Below are 13,147 nucleotides of genomic sequence, written 5' to 3'. Positions count from 1 at the left end.
CGCCTTACAGGGTTTCGGCCCAGAGGTCGTATTCGTCGGCGTCGGTCACCCGGCACCAGACCTTGTCGCCCGGCTTCAGGTCGCCGGCGCCATCGATGAACACATTACCGTCGATTTCCGGGGCATCGAAGAAGCAGCGGCCCACCGCGCCTTGCTCGTCGACTTCGTCGATCAGCACTTCGATTTCCTTGCCGATGCGCTGTTGCAGGCGCGCCGAGCTGATGGCCTGCTGGTGCGCCATGAAGCGCTCCCAACGGTCCTGCTTGACCTCGTCCGGAACCACTTCCAGGTCCAGGTCGTTGGCCGGAGCGCCTTCCACCGGCGAGTACTGGAAGCAGCCGACGCGGTCCAGCTGGGCTTCGGTCAGCCAGTTCAGCAGGTACTGGAAGTCTTCTTCGGTTTCGCCGGGGAAGCCGACGATGAAGGTCGAGCGGATGATCAGCTCGGGGCAGATTTCGCGCCAGGCCTTGATCCGCGCCAGGGTCTTGTCTTCGAAAGCTGGGCGTTTCATGGCCTTGAGCACTTTCGGGCTGGCGTGCTGGAACGGGATGTCCAGGTACGGCAGGATCTTGCCGGCGGCCATGAGCGGGATCAACTCGTCCACGTGCGGGTACGGGTACACGTAGTGCAGACGGACCCATACGCCCAGGGTGCTCAGGGCTTCGCAGAGTTCGGTCATGCGGGTTTTCACCGGCGCGCCGTTCCAGAAGCCGGTGCGGTACTTGACGTCCACGCCATAGGCGCTGGTGTCCTGGGAGATCACCAGCAGCTCCTTCACCCCGGACTTGACCAGGCGCTGGGCCTCGTCGAGCACATCGCCCACCGGGCGGCTGACCAGCTTGCCGCGCATCGAGGGGATGATGCAGAAGCTGCAGCTGTGGTTGCAGCCTTCGGAAATCTTCAGGTAGGCGTAGTGCCGCGGGGTCAGCTTGATGCCTTGTGGCGGCACCAAGTCGATCAGCGGGTTGTGGTCCTGTTTCGGCGGCACTACTTCGTGCACGGCGTTGACCACCTGCTCGTACTGCTGCGGGCCGGTCACCGCCAGCACACTAGGGTGCACGTCACGGATATTGCCTTCTTCCACGCCCATGCAGCCGGTGACGATGACCTTGCCGTTTTCCTTGATGGCTTCGCCGATCACTTCCAGGGATTCGGCCTTGGCCGAGTCGATGAAACCGCAGGTGTTGACCACCACGACATCGGCGTCCTGGTAGGTGGACACCACGTCATAGCCTTCCATGCGCAGTTGAGTGAGGATGCGCTCGGAGTCGACCAGAGCTTTTGGGCAACCCAGGGATACGAAGCCGACTTTCGGGTTGGCCGGCGCGGAGGGGGTGGACATGTCTAACCTCGGTATTGGGTGTCGAATCACTTGGGGGGCAAGTGCGACGCTTGGGCGCTGGCTGCGCCTCTGATCAAAAAGTGCGCAATTCTAGCGATGGTCGAGGCGCTTGACCAGCTTTATGCAGGGGAAATACGACGAGCGCTGGACTATGCTACTTCGCGTTATGCCCGGTGGTTTTCATGCGGCTTTAGTTAAGCACCCAGTGGTAATAAAAACCTGCAAGTTACATGGGAAACTGCACAAGTTTAGAGAATAGCCCTTGTATAACCTTGCGCTTTCTATATAAGAAGCCCCGGTCTTGGTAGTAGGAGTCATTGATGGGTCAGGCAAGTAGTCAGGCGGCGAGTGGCGAGCACTCCGGGGTCAAGCCTCTGGGGATGCTGGTGGCAGCGGTCGGGGTGGTGTACGGCGACATCGGCACCAGCCCGCTCTATACCCTTAAAGAGGTGTTTTCCGGCAGTTATGGCGTGCAGGTCAATCACGATGGGGTGTTTGGCATCCTGGCGCTGATTTTCTGGTCGCTGGTCTGGGTCGTTTCGATCAAGTACGTGCTGTTCATTCTGCGGGCCGACAACCAGGGCGAGGGCGGCATCATGGCCCTGACCGCTTTGGCTCGACGGGCGTCCGGCTCCTATCCGCGTTTGCGTTCGGTGCTGGTGATTCTCGGCTTGATCGGCGCCGCGTTGTTCTATGGCGACAGCATGATCACCCCGGCGATCTCGGTATTGTCGGCGGTGGAAGGGCTGGAGCTGGCGTTCAGCGGCCTGGAGCACTGGGTGGTGCCCCTGGCACTGGTGGTGCTGGTGGCGCTGTTCCTGATCCAAAAGCACGGCACCGACCGTATCGGCAAGCTGTTCGGTCCGGTGATGGTGGCCTGGTTCCTGGTGCTGGGAGGCTTGGGGATCAACGGCATTCTCCAGCACCCGGAAGTGCTGCAAGCACTGAATCCGGTGTGGGGCGTGCGCTTCTTCATTGTCCATCCGGGCATGGGCGTGGCGATTCTCGGTGCCGTGGTGCTGGCCTTGACCGGCGCTGAAGCGTTGTATGCCGACATGGGACACTTCGGCCGCAAGCCCATTGCCCGAGCCTGGTTTGCCCTGGTACTGCCGGCCCTGGTGCTGAACTACTTCGGCCAGGGCGCGTTACTGCTGGAAAACCCGGAGGCGGCGCGCAACCCGTTCTACCTGCTGGCGCCGGGCTGGGCCCTGATCCCGCTGGTGGTCCTGGCGACCCTGGCCACGGTGATTGCCTCCCAGGCGGTGATTTCCGGGGCCTTCTCCCTGACCCGCCAGGCGATCCAGCTGGGTTACATCCCGCGCATGCACATTCAGCACACTTCCAGTGCCGAGCAAGGGCAGATCTACATTGGCGCGGTGAACTGGTCGCTGATGGTGGGCGTGATCCTGCTGGTGCTGGGCTTCGAGTCCTCCGGCGCCCTGGCCTCGGCCTACGGCGTGGCGGTGACCGGCACCATGCTGATCACCAGCATCCTGGTGGCCGCGGTGATGCTGCTGCTGTGGAAGTGGCCGCCCGTGCTGGCGGTGCCAGTGCTGGTGGGCTTCCTGCTGGTGGATGGGCTGTTCTTCGCCGCCAACGTGCCGAAGATCGTCCAGGGCGGTGCTTTCCCGGTTCTTGCGGGGATCGTGCTGTTCATCCTCATGACCACCTGGAAACGCGGCAAGGAGCTGCTGGTGGATCGCCTGGACGAAGGCGGCCTGCCACTGCCGATCTTCATCGGCAGCATCCGCGTGCAGCCGCCGCATCGGGTCCAGGGCACCGCGGTGTTCCTCACCGCCCGCCCGGACGCCGTGCCCCACGCGCTGTTGCACAACCTGCTGCACAACCAGGTGCTGCATGAGCAAGTGGTGCTGTTGACCGTGGTCTACGAAGACATTCCCCGGGTGCCCGCCCAGCGGCGCTTCGAGGTGGATGCCTACGGCGAAGGTTTCTTCCGGGTGATCCTGCACTTCGGCTTCACCGACGAGCCGGACGTGCCGGAAGCCCTGAAGCTGTGCCACCTGGATGAACTGGACTTCAGCCCGATGCGCACCACCTACTTCCTCAGCCGCGAGACGGTGATCGCCTCCAAGCTCGAAGGCATGGCACGCTGGCGCGAAGCGCTGTTCGCCTTCATGTTGAAGAACGCCAACGGCAACCTGCGCTTCTTCAAGCTGCCGGTGAACCGAGTGATCGAACTGGGCACCCAGGTCGAGATGTAAAGCTGCGCCAACAAAAGCCCCCGTTGCCTTGCGGCAGCGGGGGCTTTTTCGTTTCACGGCCCTGTAGGAGCGAGCTTGCTCGCGATGACGGACTGGCCATCAACATCGATGCTGATGACAGGACGGTTTCTCCCGGAGCCCGCTGGCCGCAAGATTTACGCGGCCAGCGCCAGCACCACATCGTCTACCACCGCCTTGCCCATGGCGGTCAGGTAGTGCGCCGCCCAGGCGTGACGGTCGCAGTCCTTGCTGTAGGCGGCGTCCTCGGCAAAGGCCTTGGCCAGGGACAGCAGGTCGGAGGCTTGGGCCAGGGCATCGCCGATGGGCAGGCCGGGGCTGACCTGGAACAGCGGGCGTTCTGAGCAGTAGAGGAAAGTGGTTAAGCCGACAGTTTTCAGATCTGACAGTTGAGGCGGGTTCGCATTGTTCATGGTCCAACTCCTGAATTCGAGGAGCTACCACGTTCGTTTCCAAGCGAATGGGTGGCAGCTGTGCGCAGGTTGGAAAACCGGGAGTTCAGGAAACCGGCAGACCCGAAGGTCTCCCACGCACAGCCGCCATAACTGATGAATTGCAGGTGCTAAATTCGCCCGCAATCACTATGGGGTGCTAGTTGCACAGACTCTTCGGGTTTCCAAGCCCGGCCGCTGAAGGATCAGCGACACCCGGAGCCTAGCCCGTCGAAGCGCAGGCCAACAAGGCAGCAAAGTGCCCAAAATGCACCCCTTACGCAACTCTCGGAGTTTGCCTACAACCTGCGCGGGAGTCATCCGCAATTAAGCAGTCTTCAGCGGGGTAGCTGAGGCAGCTGATGTAAAAAAGCCCCCGCAACCAGAAGCTGCGGGGGCTTTGATGGGGCGAGGCTCAGCTCACTCTTGAGCGGTGGCCTGATCCTTGACCTGGCGCTTCTCGATGGCATCCACCAGGCGCTTGGCCAGTGCCGGGTAGTTCTCATCGAAGTGATGGCCCCCTGGCAGCTTCATGGCTTCACCGACCGCGGTCTTGTCGGTGCAACCGCTTTCATCGACCTCTTCCACGCCGTAGATGCACACCACCTTGGCGGCTGGCAGCTTGGCCATTTCCGGGCCGGTGGCGGCTTCCTTGCCGGCGTTGCCCAGCCAGCCTTCGACTTCGATCTCGAAGCTGCCGGTGCGGGCGAAGGCCAGCAGGATAATGGCGTCGATGCGCTGCTGCTCGGCTTCCGGCAGGCGGTTGTAGATCGCCGGCAGCACGTCGGCGCCGAAGGAATAGCCGGTCAGCACGAAGCGCTTGGTGCCCCACTTCTGCCGGTAGTGCTGCATCAGCTCGGTGAGGTCGATGGCGCTCTGTTCCGGGGTCTTGTGCTGCCAGTAGTAGCGCAGGGTGTCGATGCCCACCACTGGGTAGCCGATCTTGGCCATCTCGCCGGCCACGTCGCGGTCCAGGTCGCGCCAGCCGCCGTCACCGGAAAGAAACAGGGTCACGGTGTCCTTGGCCTGGCCAGCCGGGACTTCCACCACGGGGATGCTCAGGCCGCCGTTCTCCGAACCCACCAGCAACTTGCGCAGCTCGTTGTTCAGCACCTGGGGCAGGTGGATGTCGTAGTCGCTGATGCTGGTGGTGGCGTTGGGGGTGTCACGCACGAAACCGGCACTTTCGTCGTCCGGGTTGTCGTTCCAGGCCACCAGCCAGTGGCCGTGGGCCAGGGTCTTGGGCAATGGGTCGGTGCAGCCGGGCGCTGGGTTGATGGTGAAGCCTACCGATACGGCCTGGGCCTTGTCGTCGTTCTGGGTCGCGATCCAGCGCCAGGCCAGGGCCGCACCCGGGCCGATGCCGCTGACCAGGGTCGCCGGGCCGGCGAGCTGGGGCAGGGCGTCTTGCAGGGCTTGTTCCTGCAGCTTGCAGTCGTCCTTGGGCAGGACCACCTGGACGATCTGCGCCGCGCCGCTGCGGCTCAGGGCCAGCAGCTGCTTGTCGGTCAGGGTCGCGTCAGGCAGCACTGCCACCACCACCCGGGCCTTGGTCTTAGTGCCCGGGGTCACGCGCGTCAGGGTCGAACCGTCGGCCTGGGTCAGTTGTTCCAGGGTGGGTTCGGGAGCTGGGCGGTTCCACCACCAGTAGCCGCCACCTGCAATCAGAGCCAGCACCACCAGGGTTGCCAGCAGGTACCGCCAAGAGCGTCGAATCATTAGCGTTTCACCAATCCAGTCAAGCCGCCTGCAATCAGGGCGGCAGTGTCGGCCAATGCGACCAGCGGGTCCAGACCTGCCGGCACGGCCATGTAACGAGGTTCCCAGTCAGGCTGGAATTTGTCTTTGAAGCGGCGCAGGCCCTGGAAGTTGTACAGCTGCTCGCCACGGCGGAACACCATCGAGCCCAGGCGTTGGGTCAGCGGCGCGCCACGCCGTGGTTGCAGGCCGGACAGCGGCACCATCCCCAGGCTGAAGCGGGCGTATCCGTGGCTCTTATAGTGCTGGATCAGGCCAACCATCATGAATTCCATGGTCAGCTTCGGGGCGTCCGGGTGCGCGCGCATCAGGTCGAGGCTGGCCAGGTCGTGGCTGTAGGTCTCGAGCAGGTTGGCGAAGGCGACCGGGCGCCCTTCAAAACGGATGATCGCGATACGGAAGTGCTTGAGGTAGTCGTCGCTGAAGCGGCCCAGGGAGAAGCCTTTCTCGCGGACATTCTTGCCGGTCAGCCAGGCGTCGGAAATCACCCGCAACTCATCCATCGGCGCTTGCCCGGGCTCGTGGATCTCCAGCGACAGGCCGTCGCGGGTGCCGCGGTTCCAGGTGTAGCGCAGGTCCTTCATCTCCTTGCCCTTGGCTTCGAGGTCAAAGCGCTGCAAGTCGACCCGGGCCTCTTCGCCGAGCTTGATCGCGGTCAGGCCGATATCCATGTAGTAGGGCAGGTTCTCCGCCCGTACCTGGTAGAACACGGGGCGCGCGTGGTGCACGTCGCACAGGTCGCGGAACTGCCAGATCATTTCCGCGCGTTGCTGGGTCGGGCCGATGGGGTCGTACAACGCCACCAGGCTGCGGCCGCGGCGGGCGTACATGAGGAAGGCGTCGTCGTTGGGGTGGAACAGCAGCGCCTTGTCGCCGGTCAGGGCCAGGCCGCCATCGGGCTGGGACGAGGCCATGAGGATCTTCGCCGCCTTGTCCAGCTCGTCGCGGGTGGGCAGGTGGATCACCGGGCGCGCGGTGCGCAGCAGCCAGGTCAGGGACACCACCAGCAGCAGCACCGCGGCGCCCAGCAGCGAGCGCAGGCCACGGGGTGCATCGGCGTCGAGGGTAAACTGCCACCACAGCTGATGGCTGTAGGGAACGTCCTGATAGGCGAACAGCAGCAGCCAGATGGAAGCACCGAGCACGCAGACACTGGCCACCAGATACAGCGGCGAGAATGGCAATTCGGTCAGGCGGCTGGGGCGATAGAACGAGCGCCGGAACACGGCCAGCAGGCTGGCGGTGAGGGTCATCAGGCAGGCTTCTTCCCAGTCGAAACCCTTGAGCAGCGAAAGCACGGCGCCCACCAGCAAGAGGATGGTGGTGAGCATCCAGGCCGCGGACAGGCGCCGACGCAGGCCCTGGGCCAGCAGCAGGCAGAGCACGCCGATCAGGCTGGCGCCGAAGTGCGAGGCGTCCACCAGGCGATGGGGAATCAAGAAGCCGATGTGTTGCAGGCGGGTATCGATTTCCGGAGTGGCGCCGGAAAACAGCAGTACCACACCCGAAAGGAACACCAGCACCGCCAGAATTGGCGCCGCCAGGCCGGAAGCCACCCGCAGCGATTGCCGGGTCTGGAACAGGCGCTGGGCTTCGTTGATCAGCAACAGGACGCAGGCCGCCAGCATCGGCAGCACCACGTAGATCAAGCGATACAGCAGCAGCGCGGCCGCCAGGGGCGCGGCACCGAGTTTGTCGGCGAAGGCCGCCAGCAGGATCGCTTCGAACACCCCGACACCGCCCGGCACATGGCTGAGCACCCCGGCCGCCAGGGCCAGCAGGTACACCAGCAGGAAGGCGCCGAATGGTGGTGCCTCGGGCAGCAGCAGGTAAAGCACGGTGGCCGCTGCGGCGACGTCCAGGGCGGTGATGATCAGTTGCAGGAAGGTCAGGCGGCGCCCGGGCAGGCGCAGGGTGCGGCGGCCGACGCGCACCAGCAGGTTGTCGCGCAGGGGCTGTTCCGGCAGGCGCCGACGATAGATGCCAATGGCCAGTACCGCTCCGAGCAGCAAGACGGCCAGGGCAATGCCCGCCAGCAGGCTTTCAGGCAGGCGCAGGGCCACCGACGCAGCGGGCAGGTTGCTCAGGGTCGCCAGTGCCGCCAGCGGTGGCAGGGCGCAGCCCAGGGACAGGCTGGCAAACAGGGTCATGTGGGCAACATCGGCGGCCCCCAACCCGTGGCGTGCATAGAGCCGGTAGCGCACCGAGCCACCGGACAGCAGCGATAGGCCGATGGCGTTGCCAATGGCGAAGGCCGTGAAGCCACCCAGGGCCAGGGCGCGGCCAGGCAGGTTGACCCCGGCGTAGCGGCTGGCGGACCACTCGTAACCCAGCAGGATGATGAAGCCGACGATGGTTGCGCCCAGGGCGCCGAGCAGGGCCGGCTTGGGCACTTCGAGGATCGAGTCGTGCAGCGCGTAGAAGTCCAGTTCGCTGAGCAGGTGACGGCAGGCGATCAGGGCAATGGCGAACAGCAACAGGGTCACGGCCAGGCCCAGTGGCTGGCGGTATTTACTCAACAGGTCCAGCCAGCGCAAGCGAGTGACTGTTATCGGTTGAGTGACGGTAGCGGTATCGGCGTCTTGTGAGTCAGACATATTGGCGCGCATCAATCACCTCGTGGATTGTGCGCGACAGGATGGGGGTATCCAGCCAAGTTACCAATCCCTGTAGAAAAAATAATTTCAAATATTAACGCGTCTCACCGTGGCCCGGCGAGCCTGCGCGATCAACGCAAGGTGGTTGCTCCGAAACAGAGCATAGCTTGCATAGTGAAGGGTCGAAGCGCTGCTAATGGTTCGCAACACATTGCCAGGTCATTGTTGCGAAAGAACTTTTTCAACGGATACAAAAAAGGCCACTCTTTCGAGTAGCCTTTTTTGATGTTTGGTTGCGGGAGCCGGATTTGAACCGACGACCTTCGGGTTATGAGCCCGACGAGCTACCAGACTGCTCCATCCCGCGTCTGTGTGGCGGCATTCTACAGGCGAACGACTGAGTGTCAACCGTTAATGGTCCAATTGGTCAAATTAACGTCGAAATGCCAGCTGGTCAGCTTAAGTCATGGACATGCAAGGAGTTTTGCAAGGGCGCGGGTAAGGTAAAAAACACACGCGCACAAAAAAGGCCACTTTCTCAAGTGGCCTTCTTCGATGTTTGGTTGCGGGAGCCGGATTTGAACCGACGACCTTCGGGTTATGAGCCCGACGAGCTACCAGGCTGCTCCATCCCGCGTCTGATAGGGCCGAATTCTACAGGGTGGTCAGATTCTGTCAATCATTAAATTTTGAAAATTGCTTCCGGTTCAATCGCTTAGCGTCCTGAGGCGGGCTTTGAAGAAGGCCTGGGCCTAGGTAAAACGGGGCTTGCAGCTCTATTGGCGGTTGGGCTGCCATTGAGCAAATAAATTCAGCCGGGTGCGTTGAGGGGGACTGTGAAGATGCAAGGTACTGGTGCTATATACAGGTGTCGGTAGATACTTGCGTTCTGCTTTCATTGCGATGTCCGCCTTCCATGATCTCTGCCTTTATATGATGCAGCGCAAAATCATCCACATTGATTGTGATTGCTTCTACGCCGCCATCGAAATGCGCGATGCTCCGCAGTTGGCCAGCAAGCCGCTGGCGGTGGGCGGCTCCGCGGATCGGCGAGGGGTGATTGCTACCTGCAATTACGAAGCGCGGGCCTATGGTGTGCGCTCGGCCATGTCGTCCCGGCATGCATTGACGCTGTGCCCGGACCTGGTGATCGTCAAGCCGCGCATGGATGCCTATCGCGAGGCGTCGAAAGAGATCCATACGATCTTTCGCGACTACACCGACCTGATCGAGCCGCTGTCGCTGGATGAGGCCTATCTGGATGTTTCCGATAGCCCAAGCTTCGCCGGCAGTGCCACGCGTATTGCCCAGGACATTCGTCGCCGGGTTTCCAATCAGTTGCACATCACCGTGTCGGCTGGCGTGGCGCCGAACAAGTTCCTGGCGAAGATCGCCAGTGACTGGAAAAAGCCCAATGGTCTGTTTGTGATCACCCCGGACCAGGTGGAGGACTTTGTCTCCGAGCTGCCGGTAAGCAAGCTGCACGGCGTGGGCAAGGTGACTGCGGACAAGCTGGGGCGCCTGGGGATTGTCGACTGCCTGCAACTGCGGGACTGGGGCAAGCTGGCGCTGGTGCGCGAGTTCGGCAGTTTCGGCGAGCGCCTGTGGAGCCTGGCCCGGGGCATCGACGAGCGACCGGTGCAGAATGACAGCCGACGCCAGTCCATCAGCGTGGAAAACACCTACGACGTGGATTTGCCGGACCTGGACAGTTGCCTACAAAGGTTACCGGAGCTGATGGAAACGCTGGCAGGGCGCATGGCGCGCATCGACAGCAGCTATCGACCGGGCAAGCCCTTTGTCAAAGTGAAGTTTCATGATTTTACCCAGACCACCCTGGAGCAGGCGGGGGCGGGGCGGGACCTGGAGAGTTATCGACAGTTGCTGACCCAGGCGTTCAAGCGTGGCGGCAAGCCGGTGCGTTTGCTGGGGATCGGCGTGCGCTTGCAGGACATGCGCGGCGCTCATGAGCAGCTGGAGCTGTTCCGAGGAGTGTTGTAGGGGCCGGCCGGTTGCGATCCATGGCTGCATCGCTTTCGCCGGCAAGCCGGCTCCTACAGGGGGTGTCAGTTATTGCCCGGGTCAGCCACCAGTCGGCCGGCGTTCTTGGTCAGGGACTTGAGGAACTCGTTCTGCAGCTCCGGATCGTTGCGGGTCAGCTCGATCAGGCTCTGCTCCAGTTCGCTGGCTTCTTCTTCCAGGCCCAGTTCCGACAGGCGTTTGACTCGGTGCACCCATTGGCTCACTTCGTCATCTTCCAGGTCGTCGTAGATCAGTGCGTGGGCTTCCACCAGCTTGCCGCGCAGGCTGCTGCTCAGGCTCAGGGACGAGTCGGAATGCACTTCGTCCTGGGCGTCTTCGACGCTGATCTGCAACTTGCCGATGTGGTTCAGGTCCTGTTCGGAGAACGGGGCGTCCAGCAGGTTCAAGCGCAGCACGCCATTGCGATCGGTGGTCATGTCGTAGGTCTGCTTGCCAGCCTTGACCTGTACCGGACGCTCGCTCCACGGCAGGCTCGAATACTCCAGGCGTTTGTCGCGCTGAACTTCATCGATGGCTGCCAGGTTTTGCTGGGCTCGACCGTGGGACGGCATGTTCATGAACGGGTTGAGCCCGGAAACACCGTAGCTGATCCAGTCCTTGGTCACGCTGTCCGGCAGGTTGCCGAGGGCGAACACGTTGATCACGTTGGCCCCGGCGCCGGCCACCAGTGCTACCGCGCCCAGCGGGATCTCGTAGATCTCGCGCCAGGGTTGGTAGGGCGTATAGCGATCGTAGCGGCGGGTAACCTCGAACTCGGTGACCTCGAAGGTCTTCTGTTCGTGGATGCGTACCCGGCGTTGCGGCAGCTCAAGCACCTTAGGCTCACCGACATCGATCTGCAGGCTGTGATCGAGCAATTTGCGCTCGACGCGTTCCTCGTGTTCGCTGCGTTGCGACATCTGGTTGGCGCAGCCGCTGACCAGCAGGGCGCCGCACAAAGCGGCGCCCCCGAGGCTTAAGGTGTTTCGCTTGAACATGACTTCTCTATCTGGTTTCAGCGACGGATACGGGCTTGGAGGAAGGACAGGACGTCGGCCACTGGCAGCGCTTGCGCCTCGGCTTCGGTGCGGCTCTTGTATTCCAGGTTGCCTTCGGCGAGGCCGCGGTCGCTGACCACAATGCGGTGAGGAATGCCGATCAGCTCCATGTCCGCGAACTTGATGCCCGGGCTGGTTTTCTTGTCGCGGTCGTCCAGCAGCACTTCGAAACCAGCGGCAGTCAGTTCTGCGTAGAGTTTGTCGGTGGCTTCGCGAACCTGCTCGGTTTCGTAGCGCAGCGGTACCAGGGCGATCTGGAAGGGCGCCAGGGTGTCGCTCCAGATGATGCCGTTGTCGTCGTTGTTCTGTTCGATGGCGGCCGCCACCACGCGGGATACGCCAATGCCGTAGCAGCCCATTTCCAGGGTCACGGGCTTGCCGTTCTCGCCCAGCACTTCGCACTTCATCGCCTTGCTGTACTTGTTGCCCAGCTGGAAGATGTGCCCGACTTCGATGCCGCGCTTGATTTCCAGCGTGCCCTTGCCGTCCGGGCTCGGGTCGCCGGCGACCACGTTACGCAGGTCGGCCACGGTCGGAACGGGCAGGTCACGTTCCCAGTTGACGCCGAAGTAGTGCTTGTCGTCGATGTTGGCGCCAACACCGAAGTCGCTCATCAGCGCCACCGAGCGGTCGATGATGATCGGCAATGGCAGGTTCACCGGGCCCAGGGAGCCGGCACCGGCGCCAATCGCATCACGCAGTTCGGCTTCGGAGGCCATGACCAGCGGGCTGGCGACGCCAGGCTGGTTGGCGGCCTTGATTTCGTTCAGTTCGTGGTCGCCGCGAATGATCAGGGCGATCAGCTTGCCGGCTTCCTCGGCATGCACCACCAGGGTCTTGACGGTCTTCTCGATCGGCAGGTTGTAGCCTTCGACCAGTTGGGCGATGGTTTTCGCGTCGGGGGTATCGACCAGGCGCATCGCTTCGGTCGGCGCCGGGCGTGCAGTTTCGCGAGGCACGGCTTCGGCTTTCTCGATGTTCGCCGCGTAGTCGGAGCCGTTGCTGAAGACGATGTCGTCTTCGCCGGACTCGGCCAGTACATGAAATTCGTGGGAGCCAGCGCCGCCGATGGAGCCGTTGTCTGCTTCAACCGGGCGGAACTTCAGGCCCAGGCGGGTGAAGACGTTGCAATAAGCCTGGTGCATGCGGTCGTAGGTGACCTGCAGCGATGCCTGGTCGGCGTGGAAGGAGTAGGCGTCCTTCATGATGAACTCGCGACCGCGCATCAGACCGAAGCGTGGGCGGATTTCATCGCGGAATTTGGTCTGGATCTGGTACAGGTTCAGCGGCAGCTGCTTGTAGCTGCTCAGCTCATTGCGCGCCAGATCGGTGATCACTTCTTCGTGGGTCGGGCCGGCGCAGAAATCGCGACCGTGACGGTCTTTGAAGCGCAGCAGCTCAGGGCCGTACTCTTCCCAGCGACCGGATTCCTGCCACAGCTCAGCCGGCTGAGTGCTCGGCATCAACACTTCAAGCGCGCCCGCGGCGTTCATTTCTTCGCGAACGATGGCTTCAACCTTGCGCATTACCCGCAAGCCCATCGGCAGCCAGGTGTACAGGCCGGAAGCCAGTTTACGGATCATGCCGGCGCGCAGCATCAGCTGATGGCTGATCACGACCGCGTCGGAAGGCGTTTCTTTCTGTGTGGCGAGCAAATATTGACTGGTACGCATGGTAGGCCGTTGTCGGTTGCTGAAGA

Annotated in this window: 8 protein-coding genes and 2 tRNA genes; 2 read left to right on the top strand and 8 right to left on the bottom strand. The window is 62.6% G+C overall.

Features of this window, described 5'->3' with window-relative positions; genetic code table 11:
• Positions 1 to 4: 4 nt before the first annotated feature.
• Positions 5 to 1,342 (bottom strand): 30S ribosomal protein S12 methylthiotransferase RimO, encoded by a 1,338-nt coding sequence (gene rimO / locus LXM55_RS06135; RefSeq protein WP_233319586.1) that lies wholly within the window; start codon positions 1,340 to 1,342, stop codon positions 5 to 7.
• A gap of 380 nt (positions 1,343 to 1,722) precedes the next feature.
• Between rimO and LXM55_RS06130 the strand changes: the two genes are divergently transcribed.
• Entirely contained in the window at positions 1,723 to 3,564 is a 1,842-nt protein-coding gene (locus tag LXM55_RS06130; protein ID WP_442799745.1) for a potassium transporter Kup, read from the top strand.
• 155 nt (positions 3,565 to 3,719) lie between these two features.
• On the opposite strand, the gene LXM55_RS06125 is transcribed toward LXM55_RS06130, so the two are convergent.
• From LXM55_RS06125 to LXM55_RS06105, 5 genes are all read right to left on the bottom strand, one after another.
• Complete coding sequence (locus LXM55_RS06125) at positions 3,720 to 3,995, bottom strand: DUF3077 domain-containing protein (RefSeq protein WP_233319584.1); 276 nt, start codon at positions 3,993 to 3,995, stop codon at positions 3,720 to 3,722.
• 438 nt (positions 3,996 to 4,433) lie between these two features.
• Complete coding sequence (locus tag LXM55_RS06120; RefSeq protein ID WP_233319583.1) at positions 4,434 to 5,732, bottom strand: virulence factor family protein; 1,299 nt, start codon at positions 5,730 to 5,732, stop codon at positions 4,434 to 4,436.
• Complete coding sequence (mprF, locus tag LXM55_RS06115; RefSeq protein WP_442799741.1) at positions 5,732 to 8,380, bottom strand: bifunctional lysylphosphatidylglycerol flippase/synthetase MprF; 2,649 nt, start codon at positions 8,378 to 8,380, stop codon at positions 5,732 to 5,734. The genes LXM55_RS06120 and mprF overlap by 1 nt, the downstream gene beginning before the upstream one ends.
• A 278-nt stretch (positions 8,381 to 8,658) precedes the next feature.
• Positions 8,659 to 8,735 (bottom strand) — tRNA-Met (locus LXM55_RS06110).
• Between the two features lie 193 nt (positions 8,736 to 8,928).
• A tRNA-Met gene (locus LXM55_RS06105) sits at positions 8,929 to 9,005 on the bottom strand.
• 296 nt (positions 9,006 to 9,301) lie between these two features.
• Between LXM55_RS06105 and dinB the strand changes: the two genes are divergently transcribed.
• The gene (gene dinB / locus LXM55_RS06100) at positions 9,302 to 10,369 is read left to right on the top strand and encodes a DNA polymerase IV (protein WP_233319581.1); all 1,068 of its coding nucleotides are present in this window, start codon (positions 9,302 to 9,304) and stop codon (positions 10,367 to 10,369) included.
• Between the two features lie 65 nt (positions 10,370 to 10,434).
• Here dinB and LXM55_RS06095 read toward each other — a convergent pair whose 3' ends face one another.
• On the bottom strand, positions 10,435 to 11,388 hold the full coding sequence (locus tag LXM55_RS06095) for a hypothetical protein (protein WP_233319580.1): 954 nt from the start codon (positions 11,386 to 11,388) through the stop codon (positions 10,435 to 10,437).
• Positions 11,389 to 11,405: 17 nt separating this feature from the next.
• On the bottom strand, positions 11,406 to 13,121 hold the full coding sequence (locus LXM55_RS06090) for a proline--tRNA ligase (protein ID WP_233319579.1): 1,716 nt from the start codon (positions 13,119 to 13,121) through the stop codon (positions 11,406 to 11,408).
• Positions 13,122 to 13,147 lie beyond the last annotated feature (26 nt).

The organism is Pseudomonas sp. Au-Pse12, assembly GCF_021341665.1.
Lineage (GTDB): Bacteria > Pseudomonadota > Gammaproteobacteria > Pseudomonadales > Pseudomonadaceae > Aquipseudomonas.
The sequence above is the reverse complement of the archived record's forward strand: the minus strand, read 5'-3'. Positions and strand labels throughout refer to the sequence as shown.

Bases quoted from the DNA above. Each gene is read 5' to 3' on its own strand.
- rimO (WP_233319586.1), bottom strand. From the start codon at position 1,342: ATGTCCACCCCCTCCGCGCCGGCCAACCCGAAAGTCGGCTTCGTATCC.
- LXM55_RS06130 (WP_442799745.1), top strand. From the start codon at position 1,723: ATGCTGGTGGCAGCGGTCGGGGTGGTGTACGGCGACATCGGCACCAGC.
- LXM55_RS06125 (WP_233319584.1), bottom strand. From the start codon at position 3,995: ATGAACAATGCGAACCCGCCTCAACTGTCAGATCTGAAAACTGTCGGC.
- LXM55_RS06120 (WP_233319583.1), bottom strand. From the start codon at position 5,732: ATGATTCGACGCTCTTGGCGGTACCTGCTGGCAACCCTGGTGGTGCTG.
- mprF (WP_442799741.1), bottom strand. From the start codon at position 8,380: ATGCGCGCCAATATGTCTGACTCACAAGACGCCGATACCGCTACCGTC.
- dinB (WP_233319581.1), top strand. From the start codon at position 9,302: ATGATGCAGCGCAAAATCATCCACATTGATTGTGATTGCTTCTACGCC.
- LXM55_RS06095 (WP_233319580.1), bottom strand. From the start codon at position 11,388: ATGTTCAAGCGAAACACCTTAAGCCTCGGGGGCGCCGCTTTGTGCGGC.
- LXM55_RS06090 (WP_233319579.1), bottom strand. From the start codon at position 13,121: ATGCGTACCAGTCAATATTTGCTCGCCACACAGAAAGAAACGCCTTCC.